This is a genomic window from Bacillus sp. CH140a_4T (genome assembly GCF_008923725.1).
In the GTDB taxonomy this organism is placed as follows: Bacteria; Bacillota; Bacilli; order Bacillales; family Bacillaceae_G; genus Bacillus_A.
Genome location: NZ_WBPF01000004.1, coordinates 14632 through 31625 on the forward strand (window position 1 = coordinate 14632; position 16994 = coordinate 31625).

The following is a 16994-nucleotide window of genomic DNA, read 5'->3' on the forward strand; positions in this document are numbered from 1 at the left end:
GGGAGAAAATGGCTTTAAATCGTTGGTTAACTGATGAGGAATATGCAAGGGCAGCAGCTAACGGAATAAACAGAATAAGGTTAAACAGTAGGGTATACGACTTTGATTGGGATGTGGAAGAAGCGACAACAGCGCCAATTGGAACGGTTAGGCACAAATACGAACGGAAACATGGTAAATGGATAAAAATAGCATCAGAAAACGGAATAAATAGGAACACATTTTATACCAGGGTAAACAATCTTGGATGGAATTGTAAAGATGCAGCGACCAAGCCTACGAGACAAAAAGGGGAAACAGAAAAAACATGGTTGAATATCGCTAAGAAAAACGGGATTGGCTACCAAACATTCATTTCGCGAATTCACACCCAGAAATGGGACATGGAACGAGCAGCGACAACGCCAGTAATTAATACAGGAAGACGTTGTTTTATGAAGGATAAGGAGGGAGCGTTGTGAAATACAAAGCGGTTCCAACAGAGGGAGATTATGAGATTGCAGCGCGTAATGGGATATCAAGAACTAACGTAAACCAAAGGGTATTCGGATACCAATGGAGCATAGAACGCGCTATAACGGTTCCGCTCCAAAATAAAAAAGGGAAAGAGAATAATAGGACTTTATTATTTCTCGCTGAACAGAACGGAATTAGTGCTTCTACTTTCTACAGAAGGATTAGAAGTGGAATGTCAGAAATTGAAGCAGCAACGAAGTTGAAAAAACATGAAGTGTATCTAAAGATAGCGTTAGAACACGGGATTAGTGAAAACCTCTACCGCAAAAGGGTAGAAAGAGGCATGGCTCAATATGCAGCGGCAACAAAGCCAAAGGACAAACGCGGAAGCGCGAAAAAGAAGCAAATCAGCTAGGAGGCAACATGGACAGGCAAGACTTTTTAATCAACAAATTAATCGATAATCACATATTCAAGCTACCCGATGGGCGCGACTTATTTGAAGGGAGTTGCGAGGAACTGGCGAGGCTTTTGGAAAGGGATGAGGAGAATGAAGACATTATCAGATAGAGTTTTGCATCAAATCGCTAGTGAGGTTTACAGCAGACATGAAACGGATAGTGAAGTGAGGGAAGTAAACATTTGTAGTGACTTATTTGAAATTATTGAAGCAGATGGAAAAGTAATCACTAATGTTAGTGGAGCGTTGGTTTTCGATATAAACAGATACACAAGTGAAGACACTGAAGGCTACACGGATGTAATTATAAACAGGTATGACGATATGGATTGCATGATTGATTTTGAATGTGAATAAAAGGAGCTGGAAGTTATGAGAGAAGCGATTGAAGAGTATATAGAATACTTACAACAATCAGCGGTAGAAAACAGAAAAGAAGCTGATAAGGCTTACGAGGATGAAGATTTAGGACTTGCTGGGTTCTATAGAGGGAAATGGATTGCGAATGAAGGGACAGCAATAGCATTAACAACTATTTTATCTAAATACAAGGAGGAAGAACAATGAAATATACGCAGCATGGCACGTTTGAAGTAACTCAATTATTAGCAGAAGCGAAGGAGAATGAAAAGAATAAGTTCTAGTGTAACTGGCATTTGATCTACTCCTAATACATTGATTAATTTAGTATATAACAATTATAAGATATTTATTGTGGTTAATGGTGAAAAATTAAACAAAACTATCTCTATATGTAAAAAGGCCCTGTAGTCTCCAACAGGACCTTCCCTAAAATGGCAAAGAGTAACTCTTACCTTACTCTTTGTTCATATACTACAAGATTGTTAAAGGAAATCCAAGGCTCTTTATATTGAGAAATAAAGAAGAATCATTATAAAGAATTTTATCTATTTTCATAAATAAAAGAGCAGCTAGCAAAAACTAACTGCTCTCCAGAAAAACGTTAAGAAGGAAGTTCAATAATTAAGTGTATTTATAGTAAGGACAAGATTTGTGGATTTATTCAAGGGGGGATGGATATGGTGTCTGTTTGTATCATAGCTGAATGTCCTATTTGTGAGGATTGTGTATTTGCAAGTTCATTATATAACGTTTATCGGGTAGATAGGTTGGACCACAGCAATCTTTACACAGGCTTTATACGATATTGAAGTTTTTGATAAAGAGCAAATTTGAATTCTGTAAAGAAAAAGAAGCATAAATGAGCTTTGGAAAAGGTATTGGACGCCGGTGAAGTTGTATGTTGTGGTGAGGATATATAAAAAGGCACTTTCACAAGTGCCTTTTGACAGATTATCGAGTTACATTTATGTAGCTTGTAAGTTCTCTACGATATGTACGATCTCCCCAGCTACCAGTTGCTACAACGTCATATTGACCTGATGTAAGTCCGCTTGTATAAAATTTAACTGTCGTACGTCCGCCGTTAACGCCAAAATAGGCATCTCGTCTTGCAACAGGGTTGTTATTACCTTTTTTGTATAACTCAACAACAATATTTCCAGCAGTAGTTGACACACTAACATCAATTGAAGTTGCTCCTCTACCATAATTATTAGCATCAGTAGATAGAGTTAGATTACTGTGGCCTTTTGACCCCATTGCAAAGGCATCAGAAGTACCAAAAAGAAGTCCGCTTGATAAAACAAAAGCTGCTAAAAGTGTTTTCCATAATTTTTTCATTTTTATTTCCTCCCTTGTAATTTAGAAATGTTATATACAAATAACAGTATAGATCATTACATGATTTTAGTCAATAAAAAAAGGGTAAAATGTATAATATTTCTATAATTGTTAATGTTTTTTATCATTGAAAAATAATCTCATACAAAGTAACGAGATTAAAGTCTAAAAGGTAAATAATCCTTTTAATAGAAAGTGAGGTTAGGAGAATGGAAGGTAACGTAAAGCTATTAGGTGCAGATGGAATGTGCGGAATGGAGTTCACAGGGGATAAGGTTAATGTTTATAACGATGCAGGATATGTGATGGAGAGTATGACGACGAGGGAGCATGTTCAGGAAGTTATTGATTTCCTTGAAGAATGTAAGAAAGAAATGGAGGAATAAAAATGGGACAAGGTAACCGCGGAATGGTGTTTGAAAAGCTTATCAATCTTTCGAATGAAATGTATCAAAGAGAGGGAGTAGCGCTTATAAACAAGCGTCCGACTCCTGTGAAGGTATTAAAAAGTGCAGGTGGACGAGTATTAAATGGATTCTATGAAGCTAAGAGTACAGTGGACTATGATGGAGTGTATAAAGGACGGGCGATAGCATTTGAAGCGAAGTCTACAGAGAATGCTGGGCGATTTGATTTAAAGAACATTGCACAGCACCAGTTGGATTACCTGGAGAAAGCGGAGCATATGGGAGCAATTTGTTTCTTCCTTATTGAATTTAGCAAAGACAAGTCAGTATTTGTAGTACCGCTATCAGTCATTCAATCTTATGTAAGGATGTCGCAGCAACCAAAAGGAAAGAAGTCTATACCAAGAGCGGACTTTGATATTTACGGGTACTTAGTAGAACAGACAGAACGTGCACCAATTGATTACTTACAATACATTGATGAAGCGGCAGCACCAGTTATGTTTGATGGAATGATTCAATTTGATCAGGACCATAAAAAGGTAGCAAATAACATTGAAGCAGCAAAAGAGAAGATGGCTAACAAGAAAAGAAAATTATTAAAGGCTTAATGGATAACGGAACCATGCAGAGTGGATGGTGGGGGCTGCTCGCTATGCATGTTTCCCTTATTCAACAAAGAGATAGTAAAATTTCACGTACCCGATGTGAATGTAAAAACCAAAATTCGAAATAGGGGGATTCCTTCATGGAGAGACAATTAACTTTATTACCGGCTATCGATGATAAGAAAGTACAAAAGGAAGTAGTAAGCATTTTAAAAGAATACAGAGCGCTTAAGATGCGATTTAGTAATGAAGTGGAACAAGAAGGAATTAGTTTATTCCCTGAGTTACGCGATTCAAGCGTCGCAAGTAGAATGAAGGTACAACAAATAGAAAAGGCATTAAACAACATCCTAGATGAAGACGAAAGAAATATCATTACTATGAAGTTCCTAGATAATAAACCAGTTAAAGATTCATTCGTACAAAACGAATTGATGATGAAGAACTCATACTTTTACGAGAAGAAGAAGAGTGCAATTAAACTGATCGCTACTACATTAGGAATCATTTGAAAATGGCAGAGAAAACGCAGAGAAATAGCATATTTTTTGGGGAGTTTTTGCAAATGAAAATAACGGTAAATTATAGATACAAGCCCTTTGACAACCGCATATCGAAGAGGATTAGTACTCCTTAACGTATACCGCGGCAGGGCGGGCATGGGCGGTAAGAATCTCGCCGTAAGGGTGGTAAGATTCCCTTAAATAATTAACAATGACATATTCCAGTGTGGCGGGTGTGAGATAACTCGCATTCGTCATGCTGTTTCTATTATATTTACCATTCAGCTCAGATGCGTCCTCTGGGCTGATAGTGAATATAAGTCTATTACTCTCTGTTGTTTGTTTCTGGAAATGGAATGGGGTGGTTTATTTATGATTAAATGAACATCGTATTTATGGACAGTAAACAAAATAAAAATAGGTTTTTATTCAACGATTTGGACGAAATGATTTACACTTTCAACGAATTACTCACATCTTTCGTTGTGCAGAGAGCTTCCGCTCTTTGTTTGAACTAACATAGTGGAGCCTCCTCTCCATCCCCTTGAAAATATGTTAGTTCAAACAAGGCGTCGGAAGAAACACTTACGTCTTGATAAAAATTTAAAAACCTTTATAAGAGAGTTACACCATAGCTCTCGAGTCCACGGACTTAAAACGAGAAGATTCTTATTCTTCTCCAGGTCACCGAACGTAAAGCGCGTAGCTAATGAGAGCTAAAACATTACATGATGCGGTGGCTTGGAGAAGGTTGAGAGTACTCATCCTTGATCTAAGAGAAACTTTGCTATTTGTTTTCTCTCTTCCATCCCCTTGAAAGCTGTCACTTCGGTGATGGCTTTTTGTTTTTGTAGGATATTCTTTTATTCTGTCGAATAGATAGAGTAGGAGAGGAGGAGATAAATATGAAAGAACTTGAGATTGTATTTACAATGAAAAACAACAATCAAATCATAGCGAAAATGGAAGGTAATAAAGTTGATGTTATCTCAGAAATTAATTATGTAGGTTTTAATGGAGCTAAGAGCTTTGGGAACCATGTGGTTAATATGAATGAAGTTCTAGCAGTCGAAGTTATAGAGGGTCATGATGTTCCCGGACATTCAACTGCAGAAAAAATAGACCCTAAAAACATTTTCACTCGAGGTTATTAATCTTAAAGGCATCCATGACGGGTGCTTTTTTCTTTGTTATATAGAAATTACACATTAAACGTTAAGTTGAACAGATTGATTGCTGTTAAGAAAAGATAAGGATAAGGATTTACAAAACAAACGAACACAACGAACGAAAAAATACCTGAGACTATTGTCCCAGGTATGCTTGTGCGATTAATAGAACTAAATCTACTAATTTCGCTAGTGACTCAGGGTTTACTTCAATTTTTAAGTCGAAGCTACCTTTTAAGTCGATTTTCATATACATCTCTTTCTCGTGTGGCATTATTAGATGTATGATTACATCGCGCCACTCGCGCATATGTACAAAAATAATATTAACATCAATATGTAATAAATACAAAACTTTTATCCCATTTGGGTCTACCCTATACGGATGTAAAAGAGTAAACGAATTTATCATACTTCTCAACGTCCTGTTTACATGTACGGAAAATAAATGTTATTATGTACTTAGAATTAATTTCCGAACACGTTAACGGACAAAGGGGAAGATATTATGATAATTGGTTATGCTCGTGTTTCTACACAAGAACAAAATTTAGCTAGGCAACTGAAACAGCTAAATGATTATGGATGTGATCATGTGTATGAAGAGAAAACAAGTGGAGCAACAACAAACAGAGAAGAACTTCAATTAATGCTTGATAATTTAAAAGAAGGTGACACGATTGTAGTTACCGATTTAACACGTATTAGTCGTAGTACAAAGGATTTATTTGAATTGATTGAAGTTATTAAGAGTAAAGGAGCTTCGATTAAATCAATAAAAGATACTTGGCTTGATACAACTAGTGATAATCCATACAGTACTTTCCTACTCACTGTAATGGCTGGTGTTAATCAGTTAGAAAGGGATTTACTTAAGATGCGCCAACGAGAAGGAATAGACCTTGCTAAGCAACGTGGCGTATATAAGGGAAGACCTAAAAAATACGGTGATAAAAACCCTAAAATGGAGCATGCTTTAGAGCTGCTTGCTAATCGTGAAGAGAATGGATACACAGTGAAGAAGATATGTGAAGTTACTGGTGTAAGTCGTACAGTTCTTTATGAGAGAGCGAAAGAAAAGGGGATTATGTAGGAGGGGAAAGATATGGGAGAATTAAGCTTTATGAGTTTTGAAGAATTTAATAACAAAATACAAAGTCATGACAGTGGGGTTTACTTAATCACCGATCATAATGACAAAATTGTTTATGTAGGCAAAGCTTTTAAAATAAAGACTAGGGTTCATGCTCATTTTAATGGTTATTCGAATACTAAAGATTATGCGCACCTGTTCAATAAAGTGGCTTATTTAATAGAAGATAGTCCGCTAAAGCGTTCATTATTAGAGATAACTTATATGATCGAATATAAAACAGTGCTAAATAAAGAAGTGCAAGAGGAGTTCCCGGATTTATACACTGACTATATTAAAAATACAAACGCAAAGTACAAACATGTAAAAATGATTCCTGAAATTGATGAAGCTTTTAAACAGGCTAAATTAGAGGATGCTGTAAGAGACATTGAAAAAGGGAAACGTAGGGTTGCGACACCTCAAATGATTGTGTTACAGAAGGAAAGAGCTAGAGAAAGAGATAGATTCAAAAGAGAAATGTTCAAATCTGTTGGTGGGAAGTCGATGTTTTATGAGGTCCTTTCGTTATTGGACAGTGGATATAACCCTAATATGTTAGCGAATGCACTGAGTATCGATATCAATGTAATCAGCGCATTGAAGGAGCGAAGAAAGGATTTTAAAATACCTCGTAATCATCAGAGAATGATTAAACACCAAGATATTATGTACTCTTTATCTGGTCGAAAAAGCACAAGTAACTCAAGACTAGATCATTTACTTTAAAGTAGCGAATCCGCTGCTTTTTTTATTTTACAAAAAAATACCCAAACAATCATAGTGTTTGGGTTATATAGCATATTAATTTTTTTCGTATTTCATACTGAAGGAAATATCAAATATAAAACCATATAAGTTATCTCTTAAATGTACAGGTTCTTTAGGTTCAGAATCGACTACCGTAAGATGTGGCATAAGTTCTAGATAAAAATCTTGGATATAATCTAATTGTGCCTCTAATAAATCGCTTATAGACTGATTATTCTCTAGTGGAGCGACTTGTACAATTGTTTTTTTATAAGGATCATTAACTCCGTATCCTGAATTAATTAACTCCATTGCAAGGCGTACAGCATCTTCATCGTGACTATCTACTGGAAATGAAGGTGAAACACGACCTGCTATTTTGTTACCATAAACCATCTGAACTTTCTTTATTCGTACAGGTTTATCCCATTGTTCAGGACCAATCCCAATTCGATATTCTGCATCCTTGGGATGACCACCACTAGCTGGTACAAAGATTAATTTCTCCGGGAAAAATTTTGTAGCCATTTTACATCAACCTCTCTTTGGATTTCTAAAGAATTCTTTGGAATTCTAAAGAAATTATATAATTTAGGAGATCATATGTCAACGTGAAAAATGATAAATATATTTGAAGATTTTATTCTTATTAATATAGAAGGTGGTGGGTGATATGAAGTGAAACAAAAACACGAGTTAGCTCAAGAAGATTACATGCAAGGAATGAAGTACAAGGAATTGGCTGAGAAATATGATGTCAGTATTAATACGATTAAGTCCTGGAGAAAAAGGCATGGTTGGAATCGAAAAGGGGTGCACCCAAACGGTGAAAAAGGATGCACCCAAACCAAGAAAACAGGTGCACCCATTGGTAATAAGAATGCAGTGGGTAATTCGGGTAATAAGAACCCTAAGTATGGTAATAAGCATGCTGTAGGGCATGGTCCACCAAAAGGAAATGACAATGCAACTACTCATGGTTTGTTCAAAAAGATAATTCCTAATGATGATCCACATGCGATGGAATTACTTGAAGAAATACAAAACCATACGGAATTAGATATGCTGTTTAATTCTATCCAGTTGCAATACTTCAACATTCTTAATTCGCAACGCATCATGCATGTTCGTGATAAAGACGATATGTCGAAGGAAATTATTAGCGAGCCTGAAGGTGGAGAAGCTTACATGATTCAGTTTGCGTGGGATAAGCAAGCCAACTTACTTACTGCTTACTCACGAGCAATGACATCATTATCTGCTATGATTGAGCGATTCGATAAGTTAGCTAATGCAGACGATGAAAGAAGATTGAAATTAACTCAAATGAAAGCAAACATTGAGAAAACTAAAGCTGATACTGCTCGCATTAAAGGTGAAGATGGTGATGAGTACGAAGACGACGGTTTCAAAGAGGCGCTAGAAGGTAAGGTAGAGGAAGTGTGGGATGACCATGACGACGATTCCGAAGCGTAAAAAGAAACCTGCTCCATTCAAATTTAAGCCGTTCTCCAAGAAGCAGCTGAAGGTATTAACCTGGTGGAAACCTAACAGTCCCGTTAAAGATTATGACGGGATTATTTGTGATGGTTCTATTCGTGCCGGGAAAACAGTATCGATGGCTCTTTCTTACGTTATGTGGGCAATGGAGTCATTTGAAGGTGAGAACTTCGGTATGTGTGGTAAAACGATTGGTTCGCATCGTCGTAATGTTATAACACCGCTCAAGAAGATGTTGAAGTCTCGTGGGTATAAGGTTAAAGATCACCGCAGTGAGAATATGCTCTCCATTACTAAGGATGGGGTAACAAATTTCTTCTACGTTTTTGGTGGTAAGGATGAAAGTTCCCAGGATTTGATTCAAGGAATTACACTTGCCGGCTGCTTCTTTGATGAGGTAGCGCTAATGGTCCGTAGTTTCGTAGATCAGGCAACAGGTCGTTGTTCTGTAGAAGGTTCGAAAATATGGTTTAACTGTAACCCAGCAGGACCGTATCACTGGTTTAAATTAGAGTGGTTGGATAAGCGTAAGGAAAAGAACTTACTACATCTGAAGTTTACTATGGATGATAACTTATCCCTTTCTAAGAAGACAAAAAAACGTTATTACAAGCTATATAGCGGCGTTTTCTTCAAACGGTACATTTTAGGGTTATGGGCAGCTGCTTCTGGTCTCGTGTTCGATATGTTCAAAGAAGAAGTACACAAAGCTGCTTCTATTGATCGTAATTACGTTGAGTATTATGTGTCCTGTGACTACGGTACGCAGAACGCTATGGCGTATGGATTATGGGGTAAATGTATTGAAGATGGCGACAAAGAAGTTTGGTACAAAATCAAGGAGTACCATTATAGCGGCCGTGATACAGAGAAGCAGAAAACAGACCAAGAATACTATGAAGACTATGAGGAATTCGTTGGTGATTTGCCAATCAAGGGAACTGTAGTTGACCCTTCTGCTGCTTCATTTATTGCCGTATTGATGCGTAATAAGAGAAAAGTATATAAGGCTCGTAACAACGTAAAAGAGGGAATAGGTAACGTTGGCATAGCGCTTAATACTGGCAGAGCATACTTCAATGATTGTTGTGTTGAGACTTTCAAAGAGTTTGCTTCTTATATATGGGATGAGAAAGCAATACAACGTGGTGAGGATAAACCGCTAAAAGAAAATGACCACCACATGGATGAAACGAGATACTTTATTAACACGATCATATTTGGATTACGTAAAAAGAAGAAAAAGAAAAGAGGTGAAGCAGCTTAATGACGAATAAAAGGAAAGTTAGTGCGAAGGTAATTAAAGCAGCAGGAACAAGTACTCAGGTGCTATCACGACAGCAAGAGAGTGAGAATGAGAAGTATGCCATTAATGATATTATCGAACCGCCTTATAGAATAGAAGACCTACAACAGATTAGAGAGAATAGCACAATTCTAGGACAATGTATTGATGCTTACAAACGTAATATAGCTGGGTTTGGTCATGAGATGAAATATAAGCTAGAGGATGACAAGGAAACTCCTGAAATGAAAGCAGAGTGGACTTTGGTAGATACAGAAATTATCCCGCTATTTAGCTTTGATAAGCCATTTAAGGAGATTCTTGAAACTGCTATTGATGATAAAGAGACAACTGGCAATGGTTATATAGAAGTTATTCGAAATTTAGAGGGGAAACCTGCTGAGTTGATAAATATGCTACCGCAGTACATGCTAGTGACTCGTAAAGATGACGAACCTCAAGAGGTTACGTACTTAATTAGCGGAAAAGAGATCAAACGCAAGAAGAGGTTTCGTCGCTATGTGCAACGGGTAGGAGCAGTAGATACTTATTTTAAAGAGTTTGGAGATCCGCGTTTCTTAAATAAAGAAACTGGTAAGTTCTCTGATAGTTCTTTAGGTGATAAAAACGCTACTGAAGTTCTCCATTTGAAGATCGGAAATGGACCATATGGCATTCCGCGTTGGGTATCACATGTTGTTCACATGGTAGGAGCTAGGAAGGCAGAGGAGTTAAATCTTCGCTATTTTAAGCAAGGCAGACATATTCCAATGGCTATCTTACTGAAGAACGGGATACTTTCCGAAGAAAGTGAAGCAGCCATAACTGACTATGTTTCGAACGTCGAAGGTGAGGATAATCAACATAAATATCTCTTGCTGCAAGTGGAAAGTGCTGAGGAAGGCATTGTAGGTGATACTCCAACGCCAGTGGATATTGAACTTAAATCTTTAGCTGATATCCTGCAAAACGACGCTCTATTCCTTGAATACGACGAGAAGTCACGCCAAAAGGTACAATCAGCATTCCGCCTTCCTGACGTATATGTAGGTTATATTCGTGATTTTAACAGAGCAACTGCTGAATCTGTACGCGAGATTACAGAAGAGCAGGTATTTGAGCCTGAGCGTAATAACTTAGAGTTTATTATCAATAATGTCCTGCTGCTCCCATACGGATTAAAACACGTATATGTGAACTTACGTAAATCAGAGATTAGTAATACTGAAGATATGGTAAAAACCATCGAGGTGCTTGCTGATAAGGGTGGATTAACATTCCAAGATGTACGTAATATTGCTGGTAATATGCTAAATAAAGAGTTCTCAGATTACGATATGCCAGAAGCAGACGAACCTGTTGCTTTAGTGTTAGAACGTCATCGTAAAGTGAGTGGTTGGGATAAAGGTTTGAGTGAGCAGTTACAGAAGTCAGCTGGTACTAATTCAAATGAGGATTTAGTCAATGTAATGAAAGACTTACGTGACTTACTGGAGTCGATGCAAGATGCAGAAGATTGATAAGTTACTGGATTCATTAAATGAGTGGATTGAAAAGGCTGATACTGACGATTTCACTGCTTCATTACCTGCTGATCTAGAGGTATTGGACATGTTACCTGGTTATGTTGAGGATTTCGAAAAAGAAATTGCTAAACTGCTTCGGAAGCAGAAAAAATACTTTATCGATGGAATTAAGAACTATACGAAAAAGGATGCTGTAGAGAAGGGTATCAAGATAAAGGATATTATCGACTTTGTCACTGGTAGCCTATTCGGAGCAGATACATTTGCTAAAAGCTTGAGCAAAGCAGCGAGGAAGTTTCTTAATTACACGATGAAGGACATGTCGAAAGCTTTCATGGATGCGATTGACCCGGATATCCAATTTAATATATTTTCGAAACGCACTACAAAGTGGATTGATAGCTGGTCTGATGAATTAGGAAAGATCATGAAGATTAACTCTCACAAAGCAGTAGAACGTATTTTAAACGATGGGTTGGAGAAAGGGAAAGGCATAAAGGAAATTGCGAGAGAACTTGCGAAACTACCGGAATTTGACCGAAAAAGAGCGAAGACTACAGCACAGACCGAAGTCCTCGCAGCATGCTCCGCTTCTCAATTTGAATCATATCGCCAATCTCCTGCTGTCACTGGGAAGAAGTGGCGTCATAGTGGTTCAAAGAACAATCAACCGCGTGATAATCATGTTGAGTATAGTGGCACAACGATTCCTGTAGAAGAGGAATTTGAATTACCTGGCTCTGGTGAGAAATGCATGTTTCCTCGTGATAGCTCTTTATCTGCTAAAGAGAGAGTGCGTTGTAAATGCGTTCTTCAGCCGGCAGTAGACAACAACATATTAGGCTTATCTGAAGAAGAGAAGCAGAAGATTAGGGAAGAAACTTTGAAGGAGTTGAGTAAGTGATGAAAGTTACTCAAAAGAAATTGGATTGCTATTGAAAGGAGGTGAACATATGCCAAGAAAACTAAAAAACGTGGATGTAAGCTTTGTTTCTATTGTAGATAAAGCTGCAAACAAAAAGAAATTCTTCTTAACAAAAAGCGAGCAAGAACCAACATTCGAAAAAGAAGTTAAGATCATCAAAGGTGAAGATGAAGACCAAAAGCTTGTTTATGGAATTGTATACTCTCCTGGTAGCGCAGAAGATTCAAGTACACATGACGCACACGGAGATTTCATGACTGCTGAAGATATTGAAAAATCTGCTCATAACTTCATTGCTAAGTATCGTAACATTGATGCTCAACATGACTTTAATGCAGGAGCAGGTGAAGTAGTAGAAAGTTATGTCGCTCCTGTTGATATGGAAATAAACGGTGAAACGATCACTAAAGGTACATGGGTACTAGTGACAAAAGCTACCGATGAGATATGGGAAGATATTAAAGACGGCAAAATGACGGGGTATTCCCTTGCGGGAGTCGCTGAAACAGAAGTGATTGAAGAAGAAGTAACGAAAACTGAAGAGAAACAATTTAAGTCCTTTTTCCAATTGATGAAGGGCTTTTTTAGTGGAGAAAAAGTTGAAAAAGGTGAGGTTAGAGATAAATTTAACCAGAACAAACATCGCCGTGATGTAAATGCTTCATTCTCCGCTTTAGAAGATACTTTCTATCAATCCCTTTGGAATGCACCTACCGCTGATGCTATCGACTTAGATCGTATTGAAGCAGCCGCGCTAGAATTTGTTGAAATTATCAATGAGTTGAAGGGCACAGAAGCGGTTGTTAAAGCATGGGAGAACAAACCTGTTGTAACTCTTACAGAAGAAGTTGAAAAAGCAGGTAAAAAAATTAGTGCTCCAAACATGGCTGATATTGATTCTGCCATTGAGTCATTAACAAATCTAAAAACACGCGTCACACCAGAAGGCGCAGGAAGTGAGGAAGATAGTATGAATCAAGAACAATTAGAAGCATTATCCGTTGCAGTAGAAAAGGCTGTAGGTCCAATTAAGGAAGAACTAGCTTCTGTTAAAAAACATCTTAATCTTGATGAGGGAAAAACAGAAGAGGATATTAAAGTAGAAAAAGCTGTAGAAGCAGCTACGGCGCCATTACGTGAAGAAATCGAAGCATTAAAGAAATCTCAAGGTATTAGTAATCAACAAGATACTGATGTTGTTAAAAAAACAGAAGTCAAAAAATCTGTATGGAATGGCTTACTTTAAGCCTGAAGGAGGAAAACATATATGACACTTAATAACAAAACAATTATTGAAAAAGCAGACATTACTCTTGCTACATTAGCTAGTGGTGGTTTAATGAACCCTGAGCAAGCTGATACATTCTTACGTATGGTGCAAAGTGCTCCTACGATTTTAAAGGATTCTCGATTTGTTCAAATGGCTTCAGATACACGTAAAATTGAAAAAATGGGATTTGGTAATCGTATCCTTCGTCCTGGTGTAGAAGGAACGGCATTAAAAGATTCTGATCGTTCTGCGCCAACAACTAGCACAGTTACATTAAATGCAAAAGAAGTAATTGCTGAAGTTCATATCACATATGACACATTAGAAAATAATATCGAGGGTAATAATCTTCAAAATACTATTATGCAGATGATCGCAGAGCGCGCGGCGTTAGATATCGAAGAATTAATTATTAATGGTGACAAATCTTCTGCTGATACGTATTTAACATTACTAGATGGATTACGTAAACAAGCAACTTCACATGTAATTGATCATGCGGCCGGTGCATTCTCTAAAGATGTATTTAAGAAAGCTTATAAAGCTGTACCTGCGAAATACCTTCGTAACCCTAAAGATTGGAAGTTCTATACTTCACATGGATTAGAAGTTGAATGGAAAGACCAAGTTGCAGCACGACAAACAAACCTTGGTGACTTCTCACTTCAAGGCGGTTTAGCTTCAGCCTATGGTGTTCCTGTAGATGGTATTGCGATGTTACAACCATATACTGATGAAACAAATACTGTATCTGACATTCTCTTAACTCATCCTAAAAACATTGTAGTTGGTATGAGCCGAAATATCCGAATTGAAGTAGATAAAGATATCCGCGCTCGTAAGTTCATTATTGTTTTAACTGCTAAAGTGGATGCGAAATTTGAAGAGGAAGATGCAGTAGCGAAAGTTATCAAAGTTAAGGAGTGATGACTTTTGAATTATTACGCTAAGTTAATAGTTGGTAAAACATACGACGTCCATGAACGTCTATTTTTATTGGGCCAAGAAGAAAAGGTTACAAAGAAAACTTATGATTATCTAAATGGTAACGAACAATTTGAAGTTAGAAAAGAAGGTAGCAAATCTAAAGGAGAGGAGTGATAAGTATGCCACTTATTACTGCTCAAGAATTAATTGATTACACTGTATTACCTGAAGTTAAAAAACGTCCTGTTTCCTTATTGGAGCAGGACATACTTGAGGCAGATACAGAGATTTATAATCTCTCTAAAATAGATTTTAGTGATAAGACGAAATATCCGGAAGTTCCAGCAGAAGTGAAGTTATCGTGCAAGAAGTTAGCGCAATATTATGCTTATACAAACGCTGATACAACTGCAATGAAGGGTATTAAATCTGAAAGTATTGGTGGCGGTGACTATTCTTATACAAAGGATAGCGCGAGTGTAACGAAACCTTCTGTTTTGTATCTCCTACAGAAATTCATGAATCAAAAAGGGAAAAATAAAGTCACATTCAAAATGAGGACGATTTAATGTCTCTACAAGGGATGATGGTCCATGAATGTGATATTTATCATTTACAGAAGAAAGAACTACCAGGTAAGTACGGTCAGCCAGGAGAAACTGTATATTCCTACAATGAAACTCCTGATATAGCAGATCAAGGTTGCTATTTTGCCGAGAATGTAGCAACTGCTGCTCCTGATACTATTCAATCGTCGCCTAACCAATTAAATACAGAGCAAATGAAAGTGTTATTCATGCCTGATACAGACGTGAGACACAATGACAAAGTGATTAAGAAGAATACAAACGTCACTTACTATATACGTAATCCTTTTCCGGTAGTGCATCCGCTTACTGGTGAGGTTAATCATATAAAAGCCATAGCAGAGAGGAAGAGTGAGCCATGGCTAGCCAAATAACGACTAGAGGATTCCGCGAGTTCAGCGCTAAGTTGAACCGTATGGCAAACGGATTAGATCAGAACGTTGCTTTATGGCTTGAAGCTAGCGGATTTCAATTTCTAGAAGAAGTACAAAACCAAATCATTTCGTTAGGTGTAGTAGATACTCGCCTTCTCTTAAATTCATTTACAAAAGGTGATGGAGAGAACGTATGGCGCTCTTCTAATGGTGGGTTAACACTTGATGTGGGAACTTCAGTCTCTTACGCTAAGGTCGTGAATGATGGCCACCACCAAGTGAGACGATTCGTCCCAGGAAGATGGGAAGGTCATAATTTCGAGTATGATCCACATGCACCTACTGGGATGATGCTTACTGCTAAATTCATAGAAGGTCGTCCTTACTGGGATAATGCTATCGCTATATATGAGCGCATGTTCCAAACTGCATTTGACCGCCAATTTAGACAGTGGGTAAATGGAGGTTAGAGTATGTACGCACAAATACATGGTTCTATGAAGGCTTTTGTCTTCGATAACTTGCCACCAGGCACATTTGCTTATCATGAACAGGTTCCAGAAGAAATAAGGATACCTTCAGTATACTTTCCGCACTTATCGACGAATGATTTGAAAAATACGAAAGATACATTCACCTTACTGTACACGATGACAGTGAGGTTTTTTTATGCAACAACAGAGGAAGCAATGGAGCTATCTGATGGAATTGCTAACTTGATTAGACGCAGCGGTTACACATTAAATCTTCGTAATGAGGATGGAAGTGAGTCGACTGATAATGTCTACATCAGAAGAGTGACTACCGCTCCAGTTGAGGTAGGTTCTGCTCAATTAACAATGATTTTTGAATACCAACAGACTTATATAAATTAAGGAGCGTGACCATATATGACTGAAGTTACTGAAACGCCCGCTACTTCAAATAAGATGTACCGCGGTGACGAGTTTATTTACGCGGTAGTAATCCCCGACCCTACCGATCCATTAAAAACGAAACTGATTCGTCCGTTTGACCAAACTGATTCATCTCATTCTATTGAAGCAGATGAGATTGAAGCAGAATCAAAGGATAGAACAATTTCTGATTACGGAAAAGTAACAGAGACTCGTTCTTTCGAGGGTATTGTTTCTGAGGGAGATCCATTTGTAGATGCAGTAAAGAAAAAACTACGTAATAAAGAGTATATTGAAATCTATGAAATAAACAAACGTACATTAAAAGCTGAAAAAGGAACTTACATGATGACTTCCTTTGAAAAAACTGCATCAACAGGTGAATTTGCGACTTACGCTTTAGAAGCTAAGCTTTCTGGAACTGTAAGCGAAGAAACATTAACTGAAATCCCTGCCGGGGCTAATGCATAAGAGCGGTATAAAACCGCTCTTTTTAAATTCGAAAATAACATCCA

Annotated in this window: 26 protein-coding genes; 23 read left to right on the forward strand and 3 right to left on the reverse strand. The window is 37.5% G+C overall.

Going from position 1 to position 16994, the window contains the following annotated elements; all coding sequences use genetic code 11:
- The first annotated feature begins 8 nt into the window (after positions 1–8).
- The 5 genes from F8162_RS00710 to F8162_RS00730 are packed head-to-tail and all read left to right on the forward strand — an operon-like array spanning position 9 to position 1483.
- The gene (locus F8162_RS00710; RefSeq protein WP_151582626.1) at positions 9–461 is read left to right on the forward strand and encodes a nucleoside permease; all 453 of its coding nucleotides are present in this window, start codon (positions 9–11) and stop codon (positions 459–461) included.
- Entirely contained in the window at positions 458–871 is a 414-nt protein-coding gene (locus F8162_RS00715) for a hypothetical protein (protein ID WP_151582628.1), read from the forward strand. Before F8162_RS00710 ends, F8162_RS00715 begins: the two co-directional genes overlap by 4 nt.
- An 8-nt stretch (positions 872–879) precedes the next feature.
- On the forward strand, positions 880–1026 hold the full coding sequence (locus tag F8162_RS00720; protein ID WP_151582630.1) for a Fur-regulated basic protein FbpA: 147 nt from the start codon (positions 880–882) through the stop codon (positions 1024–1026).
- Positions 1007–1273, forward strand: coding sequence for a hypothetical protein (locus F8162_RS00725; protein WP_151582632.1), 267 nt, complete (start codon positions 1007–1009; stop codon positions 1271–1273). Before F8162_RS00720 ends, F8162_RS00725 begins: the two co-directional genes overlap by 20 nt.
- A gap of 15 nt (positions 1274–1288) precedes the next feature.
- Entirely contained in the window at positions 1289–1483 is a 195-nt protein-coding gene (locus F8162_RS00730) for a hypothetical protein (protein ID WP_151582634.1), read from the forward strand.
- 747 nt (positions 1484–2230) lie between these two features.
- Here F8162_RS00730 and F8162_RS00735 read toward each other — a convergent pair.
- Entirely contained in the window at positions 2231–2620 is a 390-nt protein-coding gene (locus F8162_RS00735; RefSeq protein WP_151582636.1) for a hypothetical protein, read from the reverse strand.
- Between the two features lie 209 nt (positions 2621–2829).
- Here F8162_RS00735 and F8162_RS28575 point away from each other — a divergent pair, with 209 nt between their 5' ends.
- The 4 genes from F8162_RS28575 (at position 2830) to F8162_RS00750 (ending at position 5292) form a co-directional block, all read left to right on the forward strand.
- Positions 2830–3006, forward strand: coding sequence for a hypothetical protein (locus F8162_RS28575; RefSeq protein WP_192797583.1), 177 nt, complete (start codon positions 2830–2832; stop codon positions 3004–3006).
- A gap of 2 nt (positions 3007–3008) precedes the next feature.
- Positions 3009–3638, forward strand: a complete 630-nt coding sequence (gene recU / locus F8162_RS00740) for a Holliday junction resolvase RecU (RefSeq protein ID WP_151582638.1) — start codon at positions 3009–3011, stop codon at positions 3636–3638.
- A gap of 137 nt (positions 3639–3775) precedes the next feature.
- Entirely contained in the window at positions 3776–4147 is a 372-nt protein-coding gene (locus tag F8162_RS00745; protein WP_151582640.1) for an ArpU family phage packaging/lysis transcriptional regulator, read from the forward strand.
- Positions 4148–5043: 896 nt separating this feature from the next.
- On the forward strand, positions 5044–5292 hold the full coding sequence (locus F8162_RS00750; RefSeq protein WP_151582642.1) for a hypothetical protein: 249 nt from the start codon (positions 5044–5046) through the stop codon (positions 5290–5292).
- 151 nt (positions 5293–5443) lie between these two features.
- Here the strand turns inward: F8162_RS00750 and F8162_RS00755 are convergent, their stop codons facing one another.
- The gene (locus tag F8162_RS00755; RefSeq protein ID WP_151582644.1) at positions 5444–5719 is read right to left on the reverse strand and encodes a hypothetical protein; all 276 of its coding nucleotides are present in this window, start codon (positions 5717–5719) and stop codon (positions 5444–5446) included.
- Between the two features lie 96 nt (positions 5720–5815).
- On the opposite strand from F8162_RS00755, the gene F8162_RS00760 reads away from it, so the two are divergent.
- Both F8162_RS00760 and F8162_RS00765 read left to right on the forward strand, forming a co-directional pair.
- Positions 5816–6400, forward strand: a complete 585-nt coding sequence (locus tag F8162_RS00760) for a recombinase family protein (protein WP_025921809.1) — start codon at positions 5816–5818, stop codon at positions 6398–6400.
- 12 nt (positions 6401–6412) lie between these two features.
- Positions 6413–7168 (forward strand): GIY-YIG nuclease family protein, encoded by a 756-nt coding sequence (locus tag F8162_RS00765; protein WP_151582646.1) that lies wholly within the window; start codon positions 6413–6415, stop codon positions 7166–7168.
- Positions 7169–7243: 75 nt separating this feature from the next.
- Here F8162_RS00765 and F8162_RS00770 read toward each other — a convergent pair whose 3' ends face one another.
- Complete coding sequence (locus tag F8162_RS00770) at positions 7244–7717, reverse strand: hypothetical protein (RefSeq protein WP_151582648.1); 474 nt, start codon at positions 7715–7717, stop codon at positions 7244–7246.
- 150 nt (positions 7718–7867) lie between these two features.
- Here F8162_RS00770 and terS point away from each other — a divergent pair, with 150 nt between their 5' ends.
- Genes terS through F8162_RS00830 form a run of 12 tightly spaced genes read left to right on the forward strand, consistent with a single transcriptional unit; the run spans position 7868 to position 16950 of the window.
- Positions 7868–8665 (forward strand): phage terminase small subunit, encoded by a 798-nt coding sequence (gene terS / locus F8162_RS00775; RefSeq protein WP_151582650.1) that lies wholly within the window; start codon positions 7868–7870, stop codon positions 8663–8665.
- Positions 8637–9956 (forward strand): PBSX family phage terminase large subunit, encoded by a 1320-nt coding sequence (locus tag F8162_RS00780; protein ID WP_151582652.1) that lies wholly within the window; start codon positions 8637–8639, stop codon positions 9954–9956. Before terS ends, F8162_RS00780 begins: the two co-directional genes overlap by 29 nt.
- Entirely contained in the window at positions 9956–11494 is a 1539-nt protein-coding gene (locus tag F8162_RS00785; protein WP_151582654.1) for a phage portal protein, read from the forward strand. The genes F8162_RS00780 and F8162_RS00785 overlap by 1 nt, the downstream gene beginning before the upstream one ends.
- The gene (locus tag F8162_RS00790; protein WP_151582656.1) at positions 11481–12404 is read left to right on the forward strand and encodes a phage minor head protein; all 924 of its coding nucleotides are present in this window, start codon (positions 11481–11483) and stop codon (positions 12402–12404) included. Before F8162_RS00785 ends, F8162_RS00790 begins: the two co-directional genes overlap by 14 nt.
- Before the next feature lie 49 nt (positions 12405–12453).
- Positions 12454–13671 carry an XkdF-like putative serine protease domain-containing protein gene (locus F8162_RS00795; protein ID WP_151582658.1) on the forward strand — a complete coding sequence of 406 codons (1218 nt, stop codon included), beginning with the start codon at positions 12454–12456 and terminating at the stop codon, positions 13669–13671.
- A 21-nt stretch (positions 13672–13692) separates the two neighbouring features.
- A complete protein-coding gene (locus F8162_RS00800; protein WP_151582660.1) occupies positions 13693–14622 on the forward strand; it encodes a phage major capsid protein in 930 nt (309 codons plus the stop codon).
- Positions 14623–14628: 6 nt separating this feature from the next.
- A complete protein-coding gene (locus F8162_RS00805) occupies positions 14629–14796 on the forward strand; it encodes a YqbF domain-containing protein (RefSeq protein WP_081102038.1) in 168 nt (55 codons plus the stop codon).
- A gap of 5 nt (positions 14797–14801) precedes the next feature.
- Positions 14802–15191: a DUF3199 family protein gene (locus F8162_RS00810; RefSeq protein WP_151582662.1), complete on the forward strand. Its 390-nt coding sequence runs from the start codon at positions 14802–14804 to the stop codon at positions 15189–15191.
- Positions 15191–15583: a DUF3599 family protein gene (locus F8162_RS00815; RefSeq protein WP_151582664.1), complete on the forward strand. Its 393-nt coding sequence runs from the start codon at positions 15191–15193 to the stop codon at positions 15581–15583. Before F8162_RS00810 ends, F8162_RS00815 begins: the two co-directional genes overlap by 1 nt.
- On the forward strand, positions 15568–16053 hold the full coding sequence (locus tag F8162_RS00820) for an HK97 gp10 family phage protein (protein ID WP_151582666.1): 486 nt from the start codon (positions 15568–15570) through the stop codon (positions 16051–16053). Before F8162_RS00815 ends, F8162_RS00820 begins: the two co-directional genes overlap by 16 nt.
- Positions 16054–16056: 3 nt before the next feature.
- Positions 16057–16458 (forward strand): hypothetical protein, encoded by a 402-nt coding sequence (locus F8162_RS00825; RefSeq protein ID WP_151582668.1) that lies wholly within the window; start codon positions 16057–16059, stop codon positions 16456–16458.
- A 15-nt stretch (positions 16459–16473) separates the two neighbouring features.
- Positions 16474–16950 carry a phage major tail protein, TP901-1 family gene (locus F8162_RS00830; protein ID WP_151582670.1) on the forward strand — a complete coding sequence of 159 codons (477 nt, stop codon included), beginning with the start codon at positions 16474–16476 and terminating at the stop codon, positions 16948–16950.
- Positions 16951–16994: the final 44 nt, after the last annotated feature.